This is a genomic window from Cobetia sp. 5-25-4-2, assembly GCF_013374075.1.
GTDB classification, from domain to species: Bacteria; Pseudomonadota; Gammaproteobacteria; order Pseudomonadales; family Halomonadaceae; genus Cobetia; species Cobetia marina.
In genome coordinates, this window is the sequence record NZ_BLWK01000009.1 from 1 (window position 1) to 25,653 (window position 25,653).

A 25,653-nucleotide genomic window follows, 5' to 3' on the forward strand; every position below is an offset into this window, starting at 1 on the left:
CGAACTCGGAAGTGAAACCGCTTAGCGCCGATGGTAGTGTGGAGTTTCTCCATGTGAGAGTAGGTCATCGTCAGGCACTTATACTGAACCGCCCCTGCAGCCCAGCTGCAGGGGCGGTTCTCTTTGTGCGTAGGAAAAAGTGGTGCGCAGGAAAGTGATATGCAGATCGGGGTGGCGTGCACCCCGCTGAGTCATCCATACGAGAGTTCTGTCCCTGTCGCCTCGACGTGAAGCCCGATTCCTCCTGGAGTCGGGCTTTTTCGTGGGTTGACCTTGATTGTGCAAAGACGGTGCTTTGCCCCTCGTGGCATGAGCCGACGATCAAAATGCCGTAGTCTTTAGGCATATCTTTTTGATGACAGGGAAGGCAATGGACGAGTTGATCGTGGTCGGTGCCGTGTTTGCGGTTCTGGTCATCGGTGGGGCGCTGACGGGTTGGCTCAGTCTGCTCAAGATCAAGGGGCTGGAGCAGCGTGTTCTCAAGCTGGAAGCACAGCTGCGAGAGGTCGGGCCACAGCTTATACACAGCACCTCCAGGCGTCAGGGTGTGGATAAGTCGAATGATGGCTCTACCACGACTGACGATGCCGAGGGGGGCTTGTCACCTGATGGGAAGAAGGCCGCAGCGAGCCGAAGTCCTATTGACGAGGCATCCTCTCATCAGACGGATGCGGATGCAGGCGCCGCTCCCGTGAAGCTGCTCGAGTCGCTATGGACACGCTTGCTGCATGGCGCGTCTGGCAGGCCCAGGGGTGAGGGGCGTGAGACCGGCAGCACGGAGCGCGCCGGTGGCACCCCCATGGCGCGGAGCTTCGCGGTAATGCGCGAGCACTGGATGATACTTGTCGGTGCCCTGTCTCTGGTCATGGCGGGCGTGATGCTGGTGGGTTACTCCCTTGAGCAGGGGCTGCTGGGGCCGGGCATGCGACTGGCGCTGGGACTGGGCTTCGGTATCGGCATGATCGTGCTGGCTGAATGGCTACGTTGGCGCACGACGCAATCTCCCAGCTTGACCGGAGCCGTGAGCGGTGCGGGAAGTCTGGTCACCGCAGCAAGTCTATTGGCCGGTCACTACCTGCTGTCGTTGGCTTCTCCACTCGTCACCTTCGTGCTGTTGGCTCTGCTGAGTCTGTGGACGCTGGAGCGTGCCCGCCATCATGGCCCATGGCTGGCCGCGCTGGGCATGCTAGGTGGTTACGCCCTCCCGCTTGCCTTGCCCCTTCAGGCACAGTTGGGAGGAGCCGCCAGCCTGATGCTGCTGGGGCATCTAGGGGTCATCGCCCTGGCATGCCGCCTTCTGCACCGGAAGATCGGACTGAACTGGCTGTATTGGGGGGGATTGTGCGGTGCCTTGCTATGGTGGATGGCGCTGCTCCCCCTGGAGGCGGGAACTGTTGACCTGCGACCTGTCTCAGGCGAGCTGGAGCGCGGTCTTGCGGCTCTCTGGTTGTGCCTGTTGGCTATTGCGTACCTCCATACCTGGCGAGACGAGTCTGGACGATCCGAAGGCCAGGTGGTGGCAGATGGCGCGCAGGGTGGCGTGAGTGCCACGGGGGAGGCCATGCCCTGGTGGCCATGGCGTGCCTCCCCGCAGGTGCAGCGTCATTGGATCGCGGGTCTGCTGCTGGGGGCCGTCAATGCCATGAGCCTGTTGCTGCCCCATGTAGGGGGGCTGGAGGCTGCCAATGACATCGCGCCCGGTGACTGGTTGCCGAGTGTCCTGCTGCTGTGGGTCACGGGATGGACCGCACGACACATGGCGGCTAGCTGGTCGATGATGGTGGGGGCGGTAGCGTTCTGGTTGTTGGCATGGGGATGGGGCCCACTGACGGCGAGCGGGATCTGGGTGATGACAGGGCCGATGGCGCTGTGTGTTGGATTGGTTGGCCTTGCCTGCTGGAAACCGCAGGCCTCGCAGGCACCTGCCAAGCAGGCGCACATGCTGTCTGCCTGCTGGTGGGCCATGGCGACTCTGGTACCGCTGGTCGCGTGGGGGCTGGCCGTCTGGAACGGCACCATCCCTGTCGAGGCGGGGGGTGGAGCGGCCCCATGGCTGAACACCGCCATGCCACCCTTGATCTGGGGGCTGGTATGTTGGGTTGGCGCCAACCGTTTCCATTCGCGAGAAGGAGTGCGTCTGGCTGCCGGCTTGTGGCTGCCCGCTCAATTCGGGATTGCGCTGGCGCTGGTGATCGCGCTTGATGGACCATCGCTGACATTGGCGTTGGCATTGCAACTGCTTGGGTTGACGGGGTGTGAGTGGCGTTGGTGGCGACTCCAGGCTGATGAGGATGGCGCCGGACGCTCCCTGTTTGCCGAGTTGGCGCGCCTGCTTGCCTGGGGGGTGGCCCTGCGTCTGGCCTGGGGTGTCGTCACTGGCACGTATGACGACATCAGTCACTGGCCGTTGCAGGTCTTTCTGCCGGTGCTTGTCTGTGTCGCCCTCAGCAGTCATGGCATGCGACACCGCAAGTCTATCCAGCGCTGGCTGGAAGGGGTCGTGGTTCAGCTTGCGCTCGCCACGACAGTGCTGGAGATTCGTTATCTGCTGACAGACGGTCAGCCTTTCTCCGGCCCTCTTTCACTGGCGGAACTCTCCCTGCAGGTGTTGGCGCTCGCTGGTGTGGCGGCGGGCTATGCCTGGCGCGGGCGTGGTTCGGCGACGAATGTCGCGCTATACCGCCTGCTGGCCTCCGTCGTGGGCGGCCTGGCAGGAATCATCTGGCTTGCCGGCATCGTGCTGGCATTCAATCCGCTGTGGCAGGACGGTGATGTCGGTCGCTGGCCATTGTTGAACTGGCTATTGCCCGCTTATGCGCTGCCGGCGCTGGGAGCCGCCCTGGTATGGCGTCTTTCGCGGCATGCTGCCTTGCTGCGTCGTCTCTGCGAGGTGGTGGGGCTGCTGGCTGTCGGGCTATGGATCGGGCTCAGCTTGCGCCATGTCTGGCATGGTGGGGCGCTCGGGCTCTGGCACGGGGTCGAGCAGGCGGAGCTTTATGCCTATAGTCTCGCCTTGCTGGCCATTGCGGCGAGTCTCGTGATCGGCGGTGCCAGAATGGGGCAACCGCACTGGCAGCGCGTCGGACAGGGGCTGTTGGTCGTGACGATTCTCAAGGTCGGACTCTGGGACACGGCGACTCTGGATGGCCTGTGGCGAGTGGGGTCATGGCTCGGGCTTGGAACCGTGCTGATGCTGCTGTCAGCGTTATTCAAGCGCCTGGCAGGGGCCGGTACGCGAAGGGAGGAGCAGGAATGAGTGAAAAGCCCCCGAACTTTGGTCGTTGTTCTTGGCTCGCAAGCCCATGAATCCGATAGAATGTGCCCTTTTGCACAGGGACGCTCCCCGCATGACCATCCGTGATCTCATTCGCCTGCTCGGAGATGGTGACTACCACTCCGGAGAGGCCCTGGGCGAAGAGCTCGGGGTGTCGCGTACGGCGGTCTGGAAGCAGCTCAAGAAACTTGAGGCGCTTGATATCCCGCTTGAGGCTGTGAAGGGGTTGGGCTATCGACTGGCCAACCCTATCGAGTTGCTTGATGGACAGCGGATCATCGAAGCGCTGCCACGCGAGACTCGCAAGCATCTGAAGCGCCTGTTCATCGAGGAATCGCTGGATTCCACCAATACCTTCATCCGTGAGCGCTTTCGCCAGGGAGCGGGTCATGCAGAGGTCTGCCTGGCTGAGGTGCAGTCTGCCGGGCGGGGTCGTCGTGGTCGCGAGTGGCAGACGCCATGGGGCCGCAGCCTGGTCTTCTCACTTGGTTGGCGCTTCGAGTCAGGTGCCGCGTCACTGGAAGGCTTGAGCCTGGCGATCGGCGTGGTAGTCGCCGAGGTGCTGGAGGCGGATGGGTTGCCTGCGCGCCTGAAGTGGCCGAATGACGTCCTGCTTCAGATACAGAAGGACCAGCCGAAGATTGCCGGCATTCTGGTCGAGGTGACAGGTGATGTCTCCGGGCCTTGTGATGTCGTGATCGGTATCGGGTTGAACATCGAGTTGCCGGCGAGTCATCGCGAGGATATCGGGCAATCGGTCGCGGCGGTACGTGACATCATCCCGGGCGCTTCACGCAACGCTTATGCGGCTCGCCTGATGGAGTCGCTGCTGGCCCTGTTGCCTGAGTTCGAAGCTGAAGGGTTCTCTGCCTGGCAGCAGCGCTGGAATGAGCGCAATGCGTTCAAGGGGCGCGATGTGGTGATTCTGCGAGGCGACAAGCGGGAGGAAGCCATCGCTGAAGGTGTGGATATCAACGGAAATCTCGAGGTGCGCATGAATGGCGAAACCATCACACTCGCCGGTGGCGAGATCAGTCTGCGCGCTGTCTCATGATTCTGGATCTTGATATCGGCAACACCTTGTCCAAGTGGCGTCTCAAGGACACTGTCTCCAGCGAGATCCGCTCACGCGGCGCAGTATGGACACGTGAAGAGTGGCGTCCAGGGGAGGATATTCCCGATCTGGACGTCGTCACGGCAGTGCGCATTTCCAGCGTGGCGCGCAAGCAGGTATTGGATGAGACCGTCGAGCTGCTGCGCAAGCAGGTCGGGGCAGTGCATGTGGCACGCTCGACACGTGAGGCGCTGGGGGTCACCTGCGGGTATGAAGAGCCGCAGCGATTGGGGGTGGATCGCTGGCTTGGCGCGCTTGCCGGGCATCATCTGACCGGCGGATGTTGCAGTGTGGACTGTGGAAGCGCCATTACCGTGGACTTCGTGTTGCCGGGCGGGAAGCATCTCGGGGGCTATATCATTCCCGGGCTGCGCCTGATGAAGGAGAGTCTCAAGCTGGGGACGCGCAACGTGGCCATCGACCCGGACAGTGAGGTGGACAGCCTGCTGGCGCCGGGACGCAATACGGTGGAGGCGGTCAATCACGGGATCTACATGGCGGCGGTCAGTGCCGTCAATCGGTTGTATGCCGAGGTGTGTGATCGTGAGGGGGTCGCGCTGCCGCTGTTGCTGACCGGAGGGGATGCACGCGTGGTAGCGAGAGGCCTGCGGGTTCCTCATGCATTATGGCCGGACATGGTCTATGCCGGTCTCGAGGCGCTTTTCCCGCTGACAGCGGCGGAGCGTGCCGGACGCCTGTCAGGCGCGCCGGAGCAGCCGCGCGTTGCTGATCTGGAAAAACTTCGCTCAGGGCTTGCACTTACCCAGATGCTTTGACATACTACGCCCCGTTCTGAGGAGATACATTCCCTCAAGCGCTTGAAGTCAAAAGAAATCAAGCACTTGACAGCGTATCCCAAGCGACGTAAGATTTGTCGCCATAGAAGAGGTGGGGTTCCCGAGTGGCCAAAGGGAGCAGACTGTAAATCTGCCGCGAAAGCTTCGAAGGTTCGAATCCTTCCCCCACCACCAGATTCGCTCATGATGGCATGTTCATCTGGGCAGCAAGAGTTGGAAAGCGGGCATAGTTTAATGGTAGAACCTCAGCCTTCCAAGCTGATGACGCGGGTTCGATTCCCGCTGCCCGCTCCAGTTCATCTCGTCTGACGAGATTGCGCAAAGGTTTTGCTCGTGTAGCTCAGGGGTAGAGCACACCCTTGGTAAGGGTGAGGTCGGCGGTTCAAATCCGCCCACGAGCTCCATACAACGGAAAGGCGAGTCGCAGTTTGGCTCGTCTTTTTCGTTTCCGACGACCTCCCAGGTCGCGGTCAAAGATAAGGCTTGTCAGTATGGGTTGTCTCAGCTATGATGGCGCCCGCTGTTAATTCAGCCTTGTTTTTAGTCTCTGGAACACGCAAGTGTTACAGGCCAGTAGCTCAATTGGCAGAGCAGCGGTCTCCAAAACCGCAGGTTGGGGGTTCGATTCCCTCCTGGCCTGCCATCCTTCCCCAGGATGGTATTCGACTTCTTACCGATTCTCGATTCTAGCGATCGCTGCACCCTTGAGGAGTCTCTTTGATGAAACAGAACGCCGAGGTGCAGGAAGCGCGCCACGACGGATTCAAGTGGTCGGTCGTTGTCATTCTTCTTGTGCTGGCTGTTGCCGGCAACGCCTATTTTGCTGACCAAGCGCTGCTTTATCGCGTGCTTGGCGTCGTCGTGCTTGGCGTTGCAGCGGCTGCTCTGGCCATCACGACCAACAAGGGTCGTGATGTCGTCGAGCTGGCAAGCAGTGCGCGCCGCGAGATCCAGCGCGTCGTTTGGCCGACCCGACAGGAAACTGTCCAGACAACTGCCATCGTGCTGGGTGCCGTGCTTATCGTGGGCCTGTTGCTATGGCTCATCGATACCACCCTCGGCTGGCTGATGTCCGGCATCGTCAGTTAACGGAGTTTCCATGTCCAAGCGTTGGTACGTCATACACGCCTATTCCGGTTTCGAAAAGCAGGTCATGCGCTCCCTGAATGAGCGTGTGAAGCTGTATGCCATGGAAGAACACTTCGGTGAGATCCTGGTGCCTGTGGAAGAAATCGTCGAGATGCGTGACGGCAAGCGCCGCAAGAGTGAGCGCAAGTTCTATCCAGGCTACGTGCTGGTCGAGATGGACATGAATGATCAGTCCTGGCACCTGGTGAATGAAACCCCGCGCGTCATGGGGTTCATCGGTGGCACGCCGGAGAAGCCGGCTGCGATCACCCAGAAAGAAGCCGACGCCATGTTGCGTCGCGTTCAGGACGGTACTGACAAGCCGCGTCCGAAGACTCTCTTCGAGCCGGGCGAGACAGTGCGCGTCACCGACGGTCCTTTCGCCGATTTCAATGGCGTCGTCGAAGAAGTGAATTACGAAAAGAGCCGTCTGCAGGTCAGCGTGCTGATCTTCGGGCGTGCCACGCCAGTGGAGCTCGAGTTCTCGCAGGTCGAGAAGGACTGATCTCTGGATCACCTTTCCTGTCTGGATACGAGCATCACGGCAACACGACGGGTCGCCTGAGGCGGCCCGGTTTCACGGGGAGCCGCAAGGCGCTACCACCCAAAATGGAGTCCTATCATGGCCAAGAAAGTACAGGCTTACATCAAGCTGCAGGTCGCAGCCGGTAAAGCTAACCCGAGCCCGCCCGTGGGTCCTGCCCTCGGTCAGCACGGTGTCAACATCATGGAGTTCTGTAAAGCGTTCAACGCCGCTACCCAGAACGTCGAGCCGGGCCTCCCGACTCCTGTGGTCATCACCGTGTATTCCGACCGCAGCTTCACCTTCGTCACCAAGACGCCGCCTGCCGCCGTCCTGCTGCTGAAGGCTGCTGGTCTGAAGTCCGGTTCTGGCGAGCCGAACAAGAAGAAGGTCGGTACCGTGACTCGCGCTCAGCTCGAAGAGATCGCGACCACCAAGGAACCGGATCTGACAGCTTCCAATCTGGACGCTGCTGTTCGCACCATCGCCGGTACTGCCCGTAGCATGGGCCTGAACGTGGAGGGTCTTTGATCATGGCCAAGATTTCAAAGCGCGCCCAGGCGATCAACGCAAAAGTCGAAACCGGCAAGGTCTACAGCGTCGAAGAAGCTGTCGCCCTGCTGTCCGAGCTGTCCACCGTCAAGTTCAAGGAGACTGTTGAAGTCTCTCTGAACCTGGGTGTCGATCCGCGTAAATCCGACCAGGTCGTTCGCGGCGCTACCGTCATGCCGAACGGCACCGGTAACGACGTGCGTGTCGCTGTCTTCACCCAGGGCGCCAACGCTGAAGCAGCGAAGGAAGCCGGTGCAGACGTCGTCGGCATGGACGATCTTGCTGAGCAGGTCAAGAAAGGCGTGATGGACTTCGACGTCGTCATCGCTTCTCCGGACGCCATGCGCGTCGTCGGTCAGCTGGGTCAGATCCTCGGCCCGCGCGGCCTGATGCCGAACCCGAAAGTCGGTACCGTGACGCCGGACGTCGCGACTGCCGTGAAGAATGCCAAGGCAGGTCAGGTGCGTTTCCGTACTGACAAGAACGGTATCATTCACGCCGGTATCGGCAAGATCGACTTCAGTGCAGACGCGATTCAGGGTAACATCGACGCCCTGGTCGCCGAAGTGAAGAAGCTGAAGCCGAGCACTTCCAAAGGTATCTACCTGAAGAAGATCACCCTGTCCAGCACCATGGGCCCGGGTCTGACCGTCGATCACGCCAAGTACGCGTAAGGCAGTCACAGAATGTTTCACTTTGCGGTCCCCGTGCTCAGCCGCGGGGCGCCGTCAAAGACCGCAGGTGCCAGCCTTGTCGCTTCGGTGGCAGGGCTGGCTTAATCGTGACGTGATGCCTGCATCGCGCGCAGCCTGCGCAGATGGTGTCCCAGCCTCGCTGGTGGCAGCCATCCTCCAAGACTCTCCCGCGCAGTTCAGGTGAGAGAGATGGTAAACCACTGGGGAATTCGTTCCCCGGCACGAAATGGAGTCAACACCGTGGCTTTAGGTCTCGAAGACAAGAAGGCAATTGTTGCTGAGGTCAGCGAAACCGCCAAGGGTGCTCTCTCCGTAGTCGCTGCCGACTCTCGTGGTGTAACTGTTGGCGCAATGACCGAATTGCGCAAGCAGTGCCGCGAAGCGGGCGTCCAGCTGCGTGTTGTTCGCAACACCCTGGCTCGCCGTGCGCTGTCCGGTACCTCTTATGAGGTGCTGAACGAGTCCTTCGTCGGCCCGACCCTGCTTGCATTCTCCATGGAACACCCGGGCGCTGGCGCTCGTCTGTTCAAGGAATTTGCCAAGAAGGTCGAGGCATTCGAAGTCAAGGCACTGGCCTACGAAGGCGAGTTCATCCCGGCGGCCAACATCGACCGTCTGGCATCTCTGCCGACCCGCGACGAAGCACTGTCCAAGCTGCTGTCTGTCATGAAGGAAGCTTCTGCAGGCAAGCTGGTCCGTACTATCGCAGCACTGCGCGATCAGAAGCAGGAAGCCGAAGCCGCCGCGTAAGCGTCGCTTCTTCCTCCTGGCTGTCTCGTGCAGCCTGAATCGATTTCCGTTTGACCGAGCATCTTTGCTCCGCAAAGTTTAGGATTGCTAAAATGGCACTGACCAAAGAAGACATCATCAACGCCGTCGCTGACATGACCGTCATGGAAGTGGCTGAGCTGATCGAAGCAATGGAAGAGAAGTTCGGCGTTTCTGCCGCTGCCGCCGTCGTTGCTGGCCCGGCCGCTGCAGGTGAAGCCGCTGAAGAACAGACCGAGTTCGACATCGTTCTGACTGCTGCTGGTGACAAGAAAGTCAACGTCATCAAGGCTGTTCGCGAACTGACTGGCCTGGGCCTGAAAGAAGCCAAGGCAGCTGTTGACGGCGCTCCGGCCACCCTGAAAGAAGGCGTGAGCAAGGAAGACGCTGAAGAAGCGAAGAAGAAGCTGGAAGAAGCTGGCGCGTCCGTGGAACTCAAGTAACTCGTGTTCCAGGCTACGCACGCTGCGTAAGCTTCCTGGCTGGTGGCGGACTCCGCCACCAGCCTTTTTCTGTTGCAAGACGAATTATGACGGCGAGCCAGCCCGCAAGGGAGGCTTGCCGTCCGCGCCTGATGGACATCGCCGCGCCATCAGGTATGAGCCGACCACGCATCGGTCACCCAAGGTGAACAAGCTGGGGAATACAGATGGCTTACTCATACACTGAGAAAAAACGCATCCGCAAGGATTTTGGCAAACTGCCCCAAGTGATGGATGTGCCTTACCTGCTGGCCATCCAGCTTGATTCCTACCACGACTTTCTCCAGCAGGACAGGGCGCCAGAACAGCGCCTGGAAGTCGGCCTTCACGCTGCCTTCAAGTCCGTGTTCCCGATTGCCAGTTTCTCTGGCAACGCAGCGCTCGAGTATGTCAGCTACCGTTTCGGTACGCCGGCGTTCGACGTAAAGGAATGTCAGCTGCGCGGAGTGACCTACTCTGCACCGCTGCGCGTGAAAGTGCGCCTGATGATCTACGACAAGGAATCGTCCAACAAGGCGATCAAGGACATCAAGGAGCAGGAAGTCTACATGGGGGAAATCCCCCTGATGACAGAGAACGGTACCTTCGTCATCAATGGTACTGAACGTGTCATCGTGTCTCAGCTGCATCGCTCGCCGGGTGTGTTCTTCGATCACGACAAGGGCAAGAGCCACTCGTCCGGCAAGTTGCTGTACTCCGCACGTGTGATTCCTTACCGCGGTTCCTGGCTGGACTTCGAGTTTGACCCGAAGGACAACGTCTACGTCCGTATCGACCGTCGTCGCAAGCTGCCGGCCTCCGTGCTGCTGCGTGCCATGGGCATGACCAGCGAAGAGATCCTCGGTACCTTCTTCGATACCACCATGTACCACATCGAGCGCAGCGGCTTCTCCGTTGAGCTGGTGCCGTCACGCCTGCGTGGCGAGACTGCCGCCTTCGACATCAAGGATGCCGATGGCAGCGTGATCGTGGAAGAAGGTCGTCGCATCACCCAGAAGCACGTCCGTCAGATGGAAAACTCCGGCCTCGAGCGTCTCGAAGTGCCGATGGAGTACCTCTACGGCAAGGTGCTGGCCAAGGATCAGATCGATCCGGCCACCGGTGAGCTGGTGTGCGAATGCAACAGCGAGATCACCCCGGAACTGCTGGAGAAGATGGCTCAGGCCAAGATCACCCAGTTCGAGGTCATCTACACCAACGATCTGGATTGCGGTCCGTTCGTGTCTGACACATTGAAGCTGGATACCACGCGTAACCAGCTCGAGGCACTGGTCGAGATCTACCGCATGATGCGTCCGGGCGAGCCGCCCACCAAGGACGCGGCAGAATCACTGTTCCAGAACCTGTTCTTCAGCGAAGACCGCTACGACCTGTCGGGCGTGGGTCGCATGAAGTTCAACCGTCGCCTGCGTCGCGAAAGCGATACCGGCAGCGGCGTGCTCGATCAGGACGATATCCTGACCGTCATGCAGGAACTGATCAGCATCCGTAACGGCAATGGCGATGTCGATGACATCGACCACCTGGGCAACCGTCGTATTCGCTCTGTGGGCGAAATGGCGGAAAACCAGTTCCGTGTCGGTCTGGTCCGTGTCGAGCGTGCGGTCAAGGAGCGTCTCTCCATGGCCGAGAGCGAAGGCCTGATGCCGCAGGATCTCATCAACGCCAAGCCGGTTGCGGCGGCGGTGAAGGAATTCTTCGGTTCCAGCCAGCTCTCCCAGTTCATGGATCAGAACAACCCGCTGTCCGAAGTGACGCACAAGCGCCGTGTCTCCGCGCTTGGTCCGGGTGGTCTGACCCGTGAGCGCGCCGGCTTCGAAGTTCGTGACGTTCACGCCACGCACTACGGCCGTCTGTGCCCGATCGAGACGCCGGAAGGCCCGAACATCGGTCTGATCAACTCCTTGGCGACCTACTCCAAGACCAACAGCTATGGCTTCCTCGAGACGCCGTACCGCAAGGTCGTGGATTGTCAGGTCACCGACGACGTCGTCGATCTGTCCGCGATCGAGGAAGGCGATTTCATCATCGCCCAGGCCTCCGCGACCGTCGACGAGAACAACCGTCTGGTCGACGACCTGGTTCAGGTACGTCACCGCGGCGAGACTACCTTCATGGCGCCGGAAAAGGTCACCATGATGGACGTGTCTCCGCGTCAGGTCGTCTCCGTCGCTGCGGCATTGATCCCGTTCCTCGAGCACGATGATGCCAACCGCGCCCTGATGGGTGCGAACATGCAGCGTCAGGCCGTTCCGACCCTGAAGGCTGACAAGCCGCTGGTCGGTACCGGCATGGAGCGCTTCGTGGCGCGTGACTCCGGCGTCTGCGCCGTGGCACGTCGTGGCGGCGTCATCGACTCCGTCGATGCCAAGCGTATCGTCGTGCGTGTGCGGGAAGAAGAGATCATCGGCGGTGAAGCCGGCGTTGATATCTACAACCTGACCAAGTACGTCCGCTCGAACCAGAACACCTGTCAGAACCAGCGTCCGATCGTGCGCCCGGGCGACGAAGTCGCCATCGGCGATATCCTGGCCGACGGCCCGTCCGTCGACATGGGGGATCTGGCACTGGGTCAGAACATGCGTCTGGCGTTCATGCCCTGGAACGGCTTCAACTTCGAGGACTCCATCCTGTTCTCGGAGCGTGTGGTGCAGGAAGATCGCTTCACCACCATCCACATCCAGGAACTGACCTGTGTCGCGCGTGACACCAAGCTCGGGCCGGAAGAAATCACGTCCGATATCCCGAACGTCGGCGAGTCCGCACTCTCCAAGCTGGATGAGTCCGGTGTCGTCTACATCGGTGCCGAGCTGAACCCGGGCGACATCCTGGTCGGCAAGGTCACGCCGAAGGGCGAGACCCAGCTGACGCCGGAAGAGAAGCTGCTGCGTGCCATCTTCGGCGAGAAGGCGTCCGACGTGAAGGACACCTCTCTGCGTGCCCCGACCGGCATGAAGGCTACCGTCATCGACGTTCAGGTCTTCACCCGTGACGGCGTCGAGAAGGATCAGCGTGCGCTTTCCATCGAGCAGATGCAGCTGGCCGAGGTCCGCAAGGACCTGCAGGAAACCTACCGCATCGCGGAAGAGGCGACCTTCGAGCGTCTGCAGCGCAACCTGGTCGGTCAGGCGGTCAACGGTGGTCCGAAGCTCAAGAAGGGCGACGTGCTGACCGATGACTACCTCGAGGCCCTGCCGCGTCAGGAGTGGTTCAAGCTGCGTCTGCAGGACGAATCTCTCAATGAGCTGCTAGCCCAGGCCGATGAGCAGCTCGAGATCCGTCGTCGCGAGATGGACGAGCGCTTCGAAGACAAGAAGCGCAAGCTCACCCAGGGCGATGATCTGGCACCGGGCGTGCTCAAGATCGTCAAGGTATACGTCGCCGTGAAGCGCCGTATCCAGCCGGGTGACAAGATGGCCGGTCGTCACGGTAACAAGGGTGTCATCTCCGCGATCATGCCGGTGGAAGACATGCCGTTCGATGGTTACGGCGAGCCGGTAGATGTCGTGCTGAACCCGCTGGGTGTTCCGTCGCGCATGAACGTCGGTCAGATCCTCGAGACCCACCTCGGCATGGCCGCGCGTGGTCTGGGCGTGAAGATCGAGCACATGCTGCGCGAAGAGCGTGCCGAGCAGGTCAAGCAGATCCGCGAGTTCCTCGACAAGGTGTACAACACCGTCGGTGGCCGTCAGGAAGACCTCTCCGTGCTCAGCGATGACGAGATCATCACCATGGCGCACAACCTGAAGAAGGGCGTGCCGATGGCGACGCCGGTCTTCGATGGCGCCAAGGAACACGAGATCAAGCAGTTGCTCACGCTGGCCGGTATCCCCGATTCCGGACAGATGGACCTCTACGATGGCCGCACCGGCGAGAAGTTCGATCGCAAGGTGACCGTCGGTTACATGTACATGCTCAAGCTCAACCACCTGGTGGATGACAAGATGCATGCGCGTTCGACCGGCTCCTACTCCCTCGTCACGCAGCAGCCGCTGGGTGGTAAGGCGCAGTTTGGTGGTCAGCGCTTCGGTGAGATGGAGGTCTGGGCCCTCGAGGCGTACGGCGCTGCCTACACCCTCCAGGAGATGCTCACGGTCAAGTCCGATGACGTGGAAGGCCGTACCAAGATGTACAAGAGCATCGTAGATGGCGATCACACCATGCAGGCGGGCATGCCCGAATCCTTCAACGTGCTGGTGAAGGAAATCCGCTCGCTGGGTATCGACATGGAGCTGGAAGGCTGACGCCGAAAAGCCACAAGTATTGACGGTCCGCAAAGCCTGGTGTCAGCAGCCAGGCTTTGCCCATGACAACTCCGCAACGGAGCGACCCATGAAAGATTTGGTGAAAGTTCTCAAATCGCAGGCGCAGTCCGAAGAATTCGACGCCATCAAGATTACCCTGGCGTCTCCGGACATGATTCGCTCGTGGTCTTTTGGTGAAGTGAAGAAGCCTGAAACCATCAACTACCGGACATTCAAGCCGGAACGTGATGGTCTTTTCTGTGCCAAGATCTTTGGCCCGGTGAAGGACTACGAGTGCCTGTGTGGCAAGTACAAGCGGATGAAGCATCGTGGCATCATCTGTGAGAAGTGTGGCGTTGAAGTGACCAAGGCGGCAGTGCGTCGTGAGCGTATGGCTCACATCGAACTGGCCAGCCCGGTCGCGCACATCTGGTTCCTGAAGTCGCTGCCGTCCCGTATCGGCATGCTGCTCGACATGACTCTGCGTGATATCGAGCGTGTGCTGTACTTCGAAAGCTTCGTGGTCATCGATCCGGGCATGACGACCCTCGAGAAGGGTCATCTGCTCAACGATGAGCAGTACTTCGAGGCGCTGGAAGAATTCGGCGATGACTTCGATGCCCGCATGGGTGCCGAGGCCATCAAGGCGCTGCTCGAGGACATCGAGCTGGAAGAAGAGGTCGAGCGCCTGCGCGAAGAGATTCCGCAGACCAACTCCGAGACCAAGATCAAGAAGCTGTCCAAGCGCCTCAAGCTGCTGGAAGCCTTCTACTATTCCGGCAACAAGCCGGGCTGGATGATCATGGAAGTGCTGCCAGTGCTGCCGCCGGACCTGCGTCCGCTGGTACCGCTGGACGGCGGCCGCTTCGCGACCTCGGATCTGAACGATCTGTATCGCCGCGTGATCAACCGCAACAACCGCCTCAAGCGTCTGCTCGACCTCAATGCGCCGGACATCATCGTGCGCAACGAGAAGCGCATGCTTCAGGAATCCGTGGATGCTCTGCTCGACAACGGTCGTCGCGGTCGCGCCATCACCGGTTCCAACAAGCGTCCGCTGAAGTCACTGGCCGACATGATCAAGGGCAAGCAGGGTCGTTTCCGTCAGAACCTGCTGGGCAAGCGTGTCGACTACTCCGGTCGTTCCGTCATCACCGTCGGCCCGACCCTGCGTCTGCACCAGTGTGGTCTGCCGAAGAAGATGGCGCTTGAGCTGTTCAAGCCGTTCATCTACGCCAAGCTGCAGGCCTCCGGTCACGCCAGCACCATCAAGGCCGCCAAGAAGATGGTCGAGCGTGAAGCCCCGGAAGTCTGGGATTTCCTCGCCGACGTCATCCGCGAGCACCCGGTGCTGCTGAACCGTGCCCCGACTCTGCACCGTCTGGGTATCCAGGCGTTCGAGCCGCTGCTGATCGAAGGCAAGGCCATCCAGCTGCACCCGCTGGTCTGCGCGGCGTACAACGCCGACTTCGATGGTGACCAGATGGCCGTCCACGTACCGCTGACGCTGGAAGCCCAGCTGGAAGCGCGTGCGTTGATGATGTCGACCAACAACGTGCTGTCGCCGGCCAACGGCGAGCCGATCATCGTGCCGTCCCAGGACGTCGTGCTGGGTCTGTACTACATGACCCGCGAGAAGATCGGTGCCAAGGGTGAGGGCATGGCCTTCGCGAACCTGGGTGAAGTCGAGCGCGCCTTCGGCACGCACAGCGCTCACCTGCACGCGATGGTCAAGGTCCGTCTGACCGAGACGCTCAAGGATGAAGAATCCGGCGAGCTGTACGAGAAGACGTCCCTGCACGACACCACCATCGGTCGCGCATTGCTGTTCCGCATTCTGCCGAAGGGCATGCCGTTCGAGCTGATCAACCAGGTGATGAAGAAGAAAGCCATCTCCGGTCTGATCAACGAGGCGTACCGTCGCGTCGGTCTGAAGGACACCGTCATCTTCGCTGACCAGCTGATGTACACCGGCTTCCGTCTCGCGACCTGGTCCGGCGCCTCCATCGGCGTCAACGACTTCGTCATTCCGGACGCGAAGAAGGTCATCATCGACGCGGCCGAAGACGAAGTGAAAGAGATCGAAGACCAGTTCTCCTCCGGTCTCGTGACCGCGGGCGAGAAATACAACAAGGTCATCGATATCTGGGCGCGTGCCAACGACCGTGTCGCCAAGGAGATGATGGCGGGTATCTCGAAAGAGACCGTCGTCAACTGGAAGGGCGAAGTGGTCAACGGCGAAGACGGCAAGCCGATGGAGCAGGAGTCGTTCAACAGCGTCTTCATCATGGCTGACTCCGGTGCTCGTGGTTCCGCGGCCCAGATTCGTCAGCTGGCCGGCATGCGTGGCCTGATGGCCAAGCCGGATGGCTCGATCATCGAGACGCCGATCACCGCCAACTTCCGTGAAGGTCTGAACGTACTCCAGTACTTCATCTCCACCCACGGTGCCCGTAAGGGTCTGGCGGATACGGCACTGAAGACCGCCAACTCCGGTTACCTGACGCGTCGTCTGGTCGATGTTGCCCAGGATCTGGTCATCACCGAAGCGGATTGTGGCACTCAGGAAGGTCTGATCCTGCACCCGGTCATCGAAGGCGGTGACATCATCGTCCCGCTGTCTCAGCGTGTGTTGGGTCGTGTCGTGGCACAGGATGTCGTCGATCCGGTCTCTGATGAGGTCCTGATCGCACGCGGCACCCTGCTGGATGAAGCCTGGTGTGCACAGCTCGATACCATGGGCGTCGATGAGATCATCGTGCGTACCACCATCGGCTGTGAAACCGTGCACGGTGTCTGCTCGGCCTGTTATGGCCGTGATCTGGCGCGTGGCCATCAGGTCAACGTCGGTGAAGCCATCGGTGTCATCGCGGCACAGTCCATCGGTGAGCCGGGTACCCAGCTGACCATGCGTACCTTCCACATCGGTGGTGCCGCCTCGCGTGCTTCTGCCGTGGATAGCGTCCAGGTCAAGCACGGCGGCCACGTGCGTCTGCACAACATCAAGTCGGTCGAGCGCGCGGATGGCAAGCTGATCGTCGTCTCGCGTTCCAGTGCGCTGGCTGTCGCTGACGATCACGGTCGTGAGCGTGAGTTCTACAAGCTGCCGTATGGTGCCGAGCTGTCCGTACGTGACGGTGACAAGGTCGAGTCCGGTCAGTCCGTCGCCAAGTGGGATCCGCACACTCACCCGATCGTCGCCGAAGTGGCGGGTCAGGTGCAGTTCACGGACATGGAAGATGGTCAGACCATCAACCGTACCACCGACGAGATGACAGGCCTGTCCTCCATCGAAGTCATCGAGAGCGCCTCGCGTCCGTCCGCGGCACGTGACAAGCGCCCGATGATCATGCTGGTGGATTCCAGTGGCAAGCACGTGACACTGCCGGGCTCCAACACGCCGGTCCAGTACCTGCTGCCGGGCAATGCCGTCGTGTCCGCCGAGAATGGCGCAGCCGTCGGTGTGGGTGACGTCATCGCACGTATCCCGATGGAAGCGTCCGGTAACAAGGACATCACCGGTGGTCTGCCGCGCGTTGCCGACCTGTTCGAAGCACGTCGTCCGAAGGAACCGGCCATCCTGGCCGAGATCTCCGGTACCGTGACCTTCGGCAAGGAAACCAAGGGCAAGCGTCGCCTGACCATCACGCCGGCCGAAGGTGACCCGTTCGAGCTGTTGATCCCGAAATGGCGCCAGATCAGCGTCTTCGAAGGGGAAACGGTCGAGAAGGGTGAGGTCATCTCCGATGGCCCGAGCAATCCGCACGATATCCTGCGTCTGCTCGGCGTCGCGGAAATGACCAAGTACATCACCACCGAAGTCCAGGAGGTCTATCGCCTCCAGGGTGTCGGCATCAACGACAAGCACATCGAAGTCATCGTGCGTCAGATGCTGCGCAAGGTGGAGATCACCGATTCCGGCGATTCCAGCTTCATCACCGGCGACCAGGTGGAATACGCCCGTGTCGTCGAAGAGAACATGCGTCTCGAGGCCGAAGGCAAGTTCCCGGCCAAGTTCGACCGCATCCTGCTCGGTATCACCAAGGCGAGCCTGGCGACAGAATCGTTCATCTCGGCGGCCTCCTTCCAGGAGACCACACGAGTTCTGACCGAAGCCTCTGTCACCGGCAAGCGCGATTATCTCCGTGGTCTGAAGGAGAACGTCGTGGTGGGTCGCCTGATCCCGGCGGGTACTGGCCTGGCTTATCACGATGAGCGTCGCCGCCGTCGTGATGGCCTGCCGCTCGCACCGGCCCCGTCGGCACAGGACGTCGAGCAGGAGCTGGGTGCCCAGCTGACCGCTCTCGACGCGGACGACGACGACCTCTGAGGTCTTGAGCCCCGCCGTCAGCGACGGCGGGGTTGACGCCCTTGTGGCCCAAGCCCTAGAATATGCAGCCTTTAACAGTAGGGCAGGTGCATCCTGTCCGATTGTTGGAAGGCAGTACAACCCATTGGAGCAAGCAAATGGCAACCGTAAACCAGCTCGTGCGCAAGCCGCGCAAGCGTCAGGCGTCCAAGAGTGACGTCCCTGCGCTGCAGGCATGCCCGCAGAAGCGTGGCGTGTGTACTCGCGTATACACCACTACCCCGAAGAAGCCGAACTCCGCACTCCGTAAGGTCTGCCGTGTTCGCCTGACCAACGGCTTCGAAGTCTCTTCCTACATCGGCGGTGAAGGTCACAACCTTCAGGAACACTCTGTTGTTCTGATCCGTGGCGGTCGTGTGAAGGATTTGCCGGGTGTCCGTTACCACACCGTTCGTGGTGCACTGGATACCTCTGGCGTGCAGAACCGTAAGCAGGGCCGTTCCAAGTACGGCGCCAAGCGTCCGAAGGCGTAATTCAAAGTTTAATATCGGTCTGATAAGAGTAAGGTCGGGTGTCGCGTTCATCGCGAGGCATCCCGGGTTTACCTGAAGGACCCTTCTACTGAGGGCTTATCATGCCTAGAAGACGTGTAGCAGCTAAGCGCGAAATCCTGCCGGATCCGAAGTTCGGAAGCGAGCGCCTGGCCAAGTTCATGAACCACCTGATGATCAGCGGCAAGAAGTCTGCAGCCGAGCGCATCGTTTACGGTGCCCTCGACCGTGTTGCCGAACGCTCCAATGATGAGCCGCTGGATCTCTTCGACAAGGCGTTGGAAGCCATCCAGCCGATGGTTGAGGTGAAGTCCCGTCGTGTCGGTGGTGCTACCTACCAGGTGCCGGTCGAAGTTCGTCCGTCCCGTCGCCAGGCACTGGCCATGCGTTGGCTGGTGGACGCTGCGCGCAAGCGCGGCGAAAAGACCATGGTGCAGCGCCTCTCTGGCGAGATCCTGGATGCCGCTGAAGGCAAGGGTTCTGCTGTGAAGAAGCGTGAAGACGTGCACCGCATGGCAGAAGCCAACAAGGCCTTCTCCCACTACCGCTTCTAAACAACGGGGATACTCACCGTGGCACGCAAGACTCCACTTAAGCGTTACCGCAACATCGGTATCTGTGCCCACGTCGACGCCGGTAAGACTACCACTACCGAGCGCGTCCTGTTCTACACCGGCCTGTCCCACAAGGTCGGCGAAGTCCACGATGGTGCTGCCACCATGGACTGGATGGAGCAGGAACAGGAACGTGGCATCACGATCACCTCTGCGGCGACCACCTGCTTCTGGCAGGGCATGAACAAGCAGTTCGACGAGCACCGTATCAACATCATCGATACTCCGGGGCACGTTGACTTCACTGTTGAAGTCGAGCGTTCACTGCGTGTTCTCGATGGCGCGGTCGTGGTGCTGTGTGGTTCTTCCGGTGTCCAGCCGCAGACAGAGACTGTCTGGCGTCAGGCCAACCGTTACGAAGTTCCGCGCATGATCTTCGTCAACAAGATGGACCGCGCTGGCGCGGACTTCTTCATGGTCGTCGAACAGGTGCGCAAGCGCCTGGGCGCGAACGCCGTGCCGATCCAGATCAACTGGGGCGCGGAAGACGAGTTCAAGGGCGTCATCGACCTGATCAAGATGAAGGCGATCGTCTGGGACGAAGACAATCACGGCATGAACTATGAGCTGATCGACATTCCGGCTGAGCTGCAAGACACAGCTGCCGAATGGCGTGAGCACATGCTCGAGTCTGCTGCTGAAGCGTCCGAAGAACTGATGGACAAGTACCTTGAAGAAGGCGACCTGACCGAGGAAGAAGTCAAGGCTGCGCTGCGTCAGCGTACCCTGGCCAACGAAATCTGCCTCGTGACCTGTGGTTCTGCCTTCAAGAACAAGGGTGTCCAGGCGGTTCTGGATGCGGTCATCGAATACATGCCGTCTCCGCTTGAAGTCAAGGCCATCGAAGGTGAGCTTGACGACAAGGACGGTACCATCGAGACCCGCGAAGCTGACGACAAGGCTCCGTTCGCGGCGCTGGCGTTCAAGATCGCGACCGACCCGTTCGTGGGTACCCTGACCTTCATCCGCGTCTACTCGGGCGTGCTGAAGTCTGGCGATGGCGTCTTCAACTCCGTCAAGAGCAAGAAGGAGCGTGTCGGTCGTATCGTCCAGATGCACTCCAACTCTCGTGAGGAGATCAAGGAAGTCTATGCTGGCGATATCGCCGCATGTATCGGTCTGAAAGACGTGACCACCGGGGATACCCTGTGTGATCCGGACAACAAGATCGTGCTTGAGCGCATGGAATTCCCTGAGCCGGTCATCTCCGTCGCCGTCGAGCCGAAGTCCAAGGCCGACCAGGAAAAGATGGGTGTCGCACTGGGCAAGCTGGCCCAGGAAGATCCGTCCTTCCGCGTCGAGACCGACGAAGAGTCTGGCCAGACCATCATCTCCGGTATGGGTGAGCTTCACCTGGACATCCTCGTTGACCGCATGCGTCGCGAGTTCAATGTCGAGGCGAACATCGGCAAGCCGCAGGTGGCTTACCGTGAGACCATCCGCACCAAGGTCGAGCAGGAAGGCAAGTTCGTTCGTCAGTCCGGTGGTCGTGGTCAGTTCGGTCACGTCTGGCTTCGCATTGAGCCTCTGACTGCAGAGGACAAGGGCGACGACGAAGAAATGACCTTCAAGTTCGAGTCCGAGATCGTCGGTGGTGCGGTTCCGAAGGAATACGTGCCGGCCGTCGAGAAGGGTGCCGCTGAGCAGCTCAAGAATGGTGTCATCGCCGGTTATCCGATGATCGACGTCAAGGTCACGCTGTTCGATGGTTCCTACCACGACGTCGACTCCAACGAGACCGCGTTCAAGGTTGCCTCTTCCATGGCGATCAAGGCCGGTGCCCCGAAAGCGGGTGCAGTGCTGCTTGAGCCGCTCATGAAAGTCGAAGTCGTCACGCCTGAAGATTTCATGGGTGACGTCATGGGCGACCTGAACCGTCGTCGTGGCCTCGTTCAGGGCATGGATGATTCTTCCACTGGCAAGATCATCAATGCACTGGTGCCGCTGGGTGAGATGTTCGGTTATGCGACCGACCTGCGCTCACAGACCCAGGGCCGCGCAAGCTACTCCATGGAGTTTGCGAAATACGACGAAGCGCCGAACAGCATCGTCGAAGCCGTCATCAACCAGAAGTAACCGATTAGCTAACGAAAGAGGTTATAGCAGTGGCTAAGGAAAAATTTGAGCGTTCGAAGCCGCACGTCAACGTCGGCACCATTGGTCACGTCGATCACGGCAAGACCACTCTGACTGCGGCACTGACTCGTGTCTCTGCAGAAGTTTTCGGTGGTGACGCGCGTGCGTTTGACTCCATCGATAACGCCCCGGAAGAGCGTGAGCGTGGTATCACCATCTCCACCGCTCACGTGGAATACCAGTCCGAAGTGCGTCACTACGCGCACGTCGACTGCCCGGGTCACGCTGACTACGTCAAGAACATGATCACCGGTGCTGCCCAGATGGACGGCGCTATCCTGGTCTGTTCCGCAGCTGACGGCCCCATGCCGCAGACTCGCGAGCACATCCTGCTGTCCCGTCAGGTCGGCGTTCCGTTCATCGTTGTCTTCCTGAACAAGGCTGACATGGTCGATGACGAAGAACTGCTCGAGCTGGTCGAGATGGAAGTGCGCGAACTCCTGAGCGAGTACGACTTCCCGGGTGACGACACTCCGATCGTCATCGGTTCTGCTCTGATGGCTCTGGAAGGCAAGGACGACAACGGCATGGGTACTACCGCCGTTGCCAACCTGATCAAGGCCCTGGATGCGTACATCCCGGAGCCGGAGCGTGCTATCGACCAGCCGTTCCTGATGCCGATCGAAGACGTCTTCTCCATCTCTGGCCGTGGTACCGTCGTGACTGGCCGCATCGAGCGTGGTCTGGTCAAGACTGGCGAAGAGATCGAGATCATCGGCGTGCGTGACACCACCAAGACTACCGTTACCGGTGTCGAGATGTTCCGCAAGCTGTTGGACGAAGGTCGTGCTGGTGAGAACGTCGGCGCTCTGCTGCGTGGCACCAAGCGTGATGACGTCGAGCGTGGCCAGGTTCTGGCCAAGCCGGGCTCCATCAAGCCGCACACCAAGTTCGAAGCAGAAGTCTACGTTCTGTCCAAGGAAGAAGGCGGTCGTCACACTCCGTTCTTCAAGGGCTATCGTCCGCAGTTCTACTTCCGTACCACTGACATCACTGGTACCTGTGAGCTGCCGGAAGGCGTCGAGATGGTCATGCCGGGCGACAACGTCCAGATGGTCGTGTCTCTGATCGCTCCGATCGCCATGGAAGATGGTCTGCGCTTCGCTATCCGTGAAGGCGGTCGTACCGTCGGCGCTGGCGTCGTGGCCAAGATTGTCGAGTAAGGTTCTCCTTACCTGACACAGAAGGGGGCCCTGTTGGGCCCCCTTTTCTCGCATGTTTGACACCTGATGTCAGTCTGCCTATAATGCGCATCCTTTGAATGCGTGGGTGACGGCCTACGCCGTCGACATCCATTGGAGTTTTGGGCAATGCAAAACCAGAAGATTCGCATCCGGTTGAAAGCATTCGACCACCGTCTGATCGACCAGTCCTCTGCAGAGATCGTTGAAACTGCAAAGCGTACCGGTGCTCAGGTTCGTGGCCCGATCCCGCTGCCGACCCGTCGCGAGCGTTACACCATCCTGGTCTCTCCGCACGTCAACAAGGACGCGCGTGACCAGTATGAGATTCGTACCCACAAGCGCGTTCTCGACATCGTCGAGCCGACAGAGAAGACTGTCGACGCGCTGATGAAGCTTGACCTGGCCGCCGGTGTGGACGTCCAGATCAAGGTTGACTGATACCTCACTAGTCACTGCGGCCCAGCGCTCTCAATGATGGAGCAGCAGCCGCCACGCCGGGATGGCGTCATACAATGTGCTAGTGGAATGCTCTGGAAAGGGCAGCCATAGCGGGTGACAGCCCCGTACACTAAAGGAGACTGAACATGTCTATCGGTTTAGTCGGTAAGAAGGCCGGGATGACCCGCGTCTTCACCGAAGCTGGCGCATCCGTGCCGGTTACCGTGATTGAAGTTGAGCCGAACCGCATCGTGACCATCAAGTCCGTCGAGACTGATGGCTACAATGCGATTCAGGTGACAACTGGTTCCCGCAAGGCCAAGCACCTCACCAAGGCAACTGCTGGTCAGTATGCCAAGGCGGGTGTTGAGGCTGGTCGTTCCCTGATGGAGTTCCGCCTGGAAGAAGGCGATGAAGCTCCTGCAGTGGGCGGCGAACTCACCGTATCCCTCTTTGAAGCTGGTCAGAAGATTGACGTGACTGGCACCTCCAAGGGTAAAGGTTTCCAGGGCGCAGTTAAGCGCTGGAACTTCCGCACCCAAGACGCTACCCACGGTAACTCACTGTCGCACCGCGCGCCGGGTTCCATCGGTAACTGTCAGACCCCGGGCCGCGTCTTCAAAGGTAAGAAGATGGCTGGCCAGATGGGCAACGTCCGTTCCACCGTCCAGAGCCTGGAAGTGGTCCGCGTCGACGCTGAGCGCAATCTTCTGTTGGTCAAGGGTGCCGTTCCAGGTGCTCCGGGCGGCGAAGTGATCGTGCGTTCCGCTGTGAAAGCTCGCTGAGGGGAATTAACCGATGAATCTTAATCTTGCAGGTGCAGGCGGCGCAGTAGACGTCTCCGATGCTACCTTTGGTAAGGACTTCAACGAGGCTCTGGTTCACCAGGTCGTCACCGCCTATCTGGCTGGTGCGCGTCAGGGTACCGTGGCTCAGAAGACCCGTTCTGACGTGTCCGGCGGTGGCAAGAAGCCGTGGCGTCAGAAAGGTACTGGCCGCGCTCGTGCCGGTACCATCCGTTCCCCGCTGTGGCGTTCTGGCGGTGTGACCTTTGCAGCGCGTCCGCAGGACCACTCGCACAAGGTCAACCGCAAGATGTATCGCGCTGCCATGCGTTCCATCCTGTCCGAGCTGGTCCGTCAGGATCGCCTGGTCGCGGTCGACGCAATCACTGTCGATGCTCCGAAGACCAAGCTGCTGATCGCCAAGCTCCAGGAACTGGGCCTTGAGAAAGCGCTGATCGTCACAGAAGAGCAGGACGTCAATCTGTACCTGGCTGCGCGCAACATCCCGTATGTTGACGTCGTCAATGTCGCTGGCGCTGACCCGGTCAGCCTCGTCGGTTACGACAAGGTGCTGATGACTGTCGCTGCCCTGCGCAAGTTCGAGGAGAACCTGGGATGAATCAGGAACGCGTATTCAAGGTCCTGCTTGGTCCTCACATGACCGAGAAGGCCGCGGTCGCTGCCGAGAACAACCAGTACGTGTTCAAGGTTGCCAGCGACGCGACAAAGCCCGAAATCAAGAAAGCCGTCGAAGAGCTGTTTGGCAAGAAAGTCGATCGTGTTCAGGTTCTGAACATGAAAGGCAAGACCAAGCGCACCGCTCGCGGTGTTGGTCGTCGCGCTGGTTATCGCAAGGCCTATGTAACTCTGGCCGCCGGCGAGACCATCGAAGACTTCTCTGGCGCCGAGTAAGGCAGGAGTACGGAACATGGCAATTGTTAAGACAAAACCTACCTCCGCCGGTCGCCGCCACCTGGTAAAAGTCGTCAATGACGAACTTTTCAAAGGTCGCGCGTACGCTCCGCTGCTTGAAAAGCAGTCAAAGTCCGGTGGTCGTAACAATAATGGTCGCATCACTACTCGCCACATCGGCGGTGGTCATCGTCACCATTACCGTCTGGTCGACTTCAAGCGCAACAAGGATGGCATTCCGGCCATCGTCGAGCGCCTGGAATACGATCCGAACCGTAGCGCGAACATCGCGCTGGTGAAGTACCTCGACGGCGAACGTCGCTACATCATTGCACCGAAAGGTGTCTCTGCTGGCGACCGTCTCGAGTCCGGTGTCAACGCACCGATCAAGAAAGGCAACGCTCTGCCGCTGCGCAATGTCCCGGTGGGTTCCACCGTTCACTGTGTAGAGCTGAAGCCGGGCAAGGGCGCTCAGATCGCTCGTAGTGCAGGTACCAGTGCCCAGGTCGTGGCACGTGACGGTAACTACACCACGCTGCGTCTGCGCTCTGGCGAGATGCGTAAGGTGCTGTCCGAATGCCGTGCAACACTCGGCGAAGTGGGCAACTCCGAGCACAGCCTCCGTCAACTGGGCAAGGCCGGTGCTAAGCGTTGGAGAGGCGTGCGCCCGACCGTTCGCGGTGTCGCGATGAACCCTGTCGATCACCCGCATGGTGGTGGTGAAGGTCGTACCTCTGGTGGCCGTCACCCGGTCAGCCCGTGGGGCGTCCCGACCAAGGGTCACAAGACTCGCAAGAACAAGCGCACCGATAAGCTTATCGTCCGTCGCCGCAAGGCCAAGTAACAGATATTGAGAGGTAACGGCTGTGCCACGTTCACTGAAGAAAGGTCCATTTATTGACCTTCATCTGCTGAAGAAGGTTGAGACAGCAGTGGAAAAGAACGACCGCAAACCGATCAAGACCTGGTCGCGTCGTTCCATGATCCTGCCGAACATGGTCGGGCTCACCATTGCCGTCCATAACGGTCGCCAGCATGTCCCGGTTCTCGTTTCTGAGGAAATGGTCGGTCACAAGCTCGGCGAGTTTGCTGCCACCCGCACATACCGCGGGCACGCTGCAGATAAAAAAGCCAAACGGTAAGCCAG

The 25,653-nt window shown here is 60.0% G+C and carries 21 protein-coding genes and 4 tRNA genes; all 25 read left to right on the plus strand.

What is annotated here, in order from left to right:
* Positions 1–370: 370 nt before the first annotated feature.
* The 25 genes from HXS65_RS15450 to rpsS all read left to right on the plus strand — a co-directional run bounded on the left by HXS65_RS15450 (position 371) and on the right by rpsS (position 25,648).
* Entirely contained in the window at positions 371–3,256 is a 2,886-nt protein-coding gene (locus HXS65_RS15450; protein WP_176494328.1) for a DUF2339 domain-containing protein, read from the plus strand.
* Between the two features lie 91 nt (positions 3,257–3,347).
* Positions 3,348–4,328 carry a biotin--[acetyl-CoA-carboxylase] ligase gene (locus HXS65_RS15455; protein WP_176494329.1) on the plus strand — a complete coding sequence of 327 codons (981 nt, stop codon included), beginning with the start codon at positions 3,348–3,350 and terminating at the stop codon, positions 4,326–4,328.
* Positions 4,325–5,164: a type III pantothenate kinase gene (locus HXS65_RS15460; protein ID WP_077373339.1), complete on the plus strand. Its 840-nt coding sequence runs from the start codon at positions 4,325–4,327 to the stop codon at positions 5,162–5,164. Before HXS65_RS15455 ends, HXS65_RS15460 begins: the two co-directional genes overlap by 4 nt.
* 111 nt (positions 5,165–5,275) lie before the next feature.
* Positions 5,276–5,359 (plus strand) — tRNA-Tyr (locus HXS65_RS15465).
* Between the two features lie 46 nt (positions 5,360–5,405).
* Positions 5,406–5,479, plus strand: a tRNA-Gly gene (locus HXS65_RS15470).
* Positions 5,480–5,514: 35 nt separating this feature from the next.
* A tRNA-Thr gene (locus HXS65_RS15475) sits at positions 5,515–5,589 on the plus strand.
* Positions 5,590–5,752: 163 nt separating this feature from the next.
* Positions 5,753–5,828, plus strand: a tRNA-Trp gene (locus HXS65_RS15480).
* A 77-nt stretch (positions 5,829–5,905) separates the two neighbouring features.
* The gene (secE, locus tag HXS65_RS15485; protein WP_043334897.1) at positions 5,906–6,274 is read left to right on the plus strand and encodes a preprotein translocase subunit SecE; all 369 of its coding nucleotides are present in this window, start codon (positions 5,906–5,908) and stop codon (positions 6,272–6,274) included.
* Positions 6,275–6,284: 10 nt separating this feature from the next.
* On the plus strand, positions 6,285–6,818 hold the full coding sequence (nusG, locus tag HXS65_RS15490; protein ID WP_065392619.1) for a transcription termination/antitermination protein NusG: 534 nt from the start codon (positions 6,285–6,287) through the stop codon (positions 6,816–6,818).
* 117 nt (positions 6,819–6,935) lie between these two features.
* Positions 6,936–7,367: a 50S ribosomal protein L11 gene (gene rplK, locus HXS65_RS15495; protein WP_043334893.1), complete on the plus strand. Its 432-nt coding sequence runs from the start codon at positions 6,936–6,938 to the stop codon at positions 7,365–7,367.
* A gap of 2 nt (positions 7,368–7,369) precedes the next feature.
* Positions 7,370–8,062, plus strand: coding sequence for a 50S ribosomal protein L1 (rplA, locus tag HXS65_RS15500; protein ID WP_176494359.1), 693 nt, complete (start codon positions 7,370–7,372; stop codon positions 8,060–8,062).
* A 261-nt stretch (positions 8,063–8,323) separates the two neighbouring features.
* Complete coding sequence (rplJ, locus tag HXS65_RS15505) at positions 8,324–8,833, plus strand: 50S ribosomal protein L10 (RefSeq protein ID WP_065392618.1); 510 nt, start codon at positions 8,324–8,326, stop codon at positions 8,831–8,833.
* A gap of 92 nt (positions 8,834–8,925) precedes the next feature.
* Entirely contained in the window at positions 8,926–9,294 is a 369-nt protein-coding gene (rplL, locus tag HXS65_RS15510) for a 50S ribosomal protein L7/L12 (protein WP_043334886.1), read from the plus strand.
* A 206-nt stretch (positions 9,295–9,500) separates the two neighbouring features.
* Complete coding sequence (gene rpoB, locus HXS65_RS15515) at positions 9,501–13,577, plus strand: DNA-directed RNA polymerase subunit beta (RefSeq protein ID WP_077373342.1); 4,077 nt, start codon at positions 9,501–9,503, stop codon at positions 13,575–13,577.
* 88 nt (positions 13,578–13,665) lie between these two features.
* On the plus strand, positions 13,666–17,907 hold the full coding sequence (gene rpoC, locus HXS65_RS15520) for a DNA-directed RNA polymerase subunit beta' (protein ID WP_077373345.1): 4,242 nt from the start codon (positions 13,666–13,668) through the stop codon (positions 17,905–17,907).
* 137 nt (positions 17,908–18,044) lie between these two features.
* Positions 18,045–18,419, plus strand: a complete 375-nt coding sequence (gene rpsL, locus HXS65_RS15525) for a 30S ribosomal protein S12 (RefSeq protein WP_077373348.1) — start codon at positions 18,045–18,047, stop codon at positions 18,417–18,419.
* A gap of 101 nt (positions 18,420–18,520) precedes the next feature.
* The gene (gene rpsG, locus HXS65_RS15530; RefSeq protein ID WP_043334878.1) at positions 18,521–18,991 is read left to right on the plus strand and encodes a 30S ribosomal protein S7; all 471 of its coding nucleotides are present in this window, start codon (positions 18,521–18,523) and stop codon (positions 18,989–18,991) included.
* Positions 18,992–19,009: 18 nt separating this feature from the next.
* Positions 19,010–21,127: an elongation factor G gene (fusA, locus tag HXS65_RS15535; RefSeq protein ID WP_065392571.1), complete on the plus strand. Its 2,118-nt coding sequence runs from the start codon at positions 19,010–19,012 to the stop codon at positions 21,125–21,127.
* Positions 21,128–21,156: 29 nt separating this feature from the next.
* Positions 21,157–22,350 (plus strand): elongation factor Tu, encoded by a 1,194-nt coding sequence (tuf, locus tag HXS65_RS15540; RefSeq protein ID WP_065392570.1) that lies wholly within the window; start codon positions 21,157–21,159, stop codon positions 22,348–22,350.
* A 147-nt stretch (positions 22,351–22,497) separates the two neighbouring features.
* The gene (gene rpsJ / locus HXS65_RS15545; protein WP_024950650.1) at positions 22,498–22,809 is read left to right on the plus strand and encodes a 30S ribosomal protein S10; all 312 of its coding nucleotides are present in this window, start codon (positions 22,498–22,500) and stop codon (positions 22,807–22,809) included.
* Positions 22,810–22,955: 146 nt separating this feature from the next.
* Positions 22,956–23,594 carry a 50S ribosomal protein L3 gene (gene rplC / locus HXS65_RS15550; protein ID WP_065392569.1) on the plus strand — a complete coding sequence of 213 codons (639 nt, stop codon included), beginning with the start codon at positions 22,956–22,958 and terminating at the stop codon, positions 23,592–23,594.
* Between the two features lie 13 nt (positions 23,595–23,607).
* A complete protein-coding gene (gene rplD / locus HXS65_RS15555; RefSeq protein WP_065392568.1) occupies positions 23,608–24,213 on the plus strand; it encodes a 50S ribosomal protein L4 in 606 nt (201 codons plus the stop codon).
* Positions 24,210–24,506 (plus strand): 50S ribosomal protein L23, encoded by a 297-nt coding sequence (gene rplW, locus HXS65_RS15560; protein ID WP_065392567.1) that lies wholly within the window; start codon positions 24,210–24,212, stop codon positions 24,504–24,506. The genes rplD and rplW overlap by 4 nt, the downstream gene beginning before the upstream one ends.
* 16 nt (positions 24,507–24,522) lie before the next feature.
* On the plus strand, positions 24,523–25,350 hold the full coding sequence (gene rplB, locus HXS65_RS15565; RefSeq protein WP_043334862.1) for a 50S ribosomal protein L2: 828 nt from the start codon (positions 24,523–24,525) through the stop codon (positions 25,348–25,350).
* Between the two features lie 22 nt (positions 25,351–25,372).
* Positions 25,373–25,648 carry a 30S ribosomal protein S19 gene (gene rpsS / locus HXS65_RS15570; RefSeq protein WP_024950655.1) on the plus strand — a complete coding sequence of 92 codons (276 nt, stop codon included), beginning with the start codon at positions 25,373–25,375 and terminating at the stop codon, positions 25,646–25,648.
* The last annotated feature ends 5 nt before the right edge of the window (positions 25,649–25,653 follow it).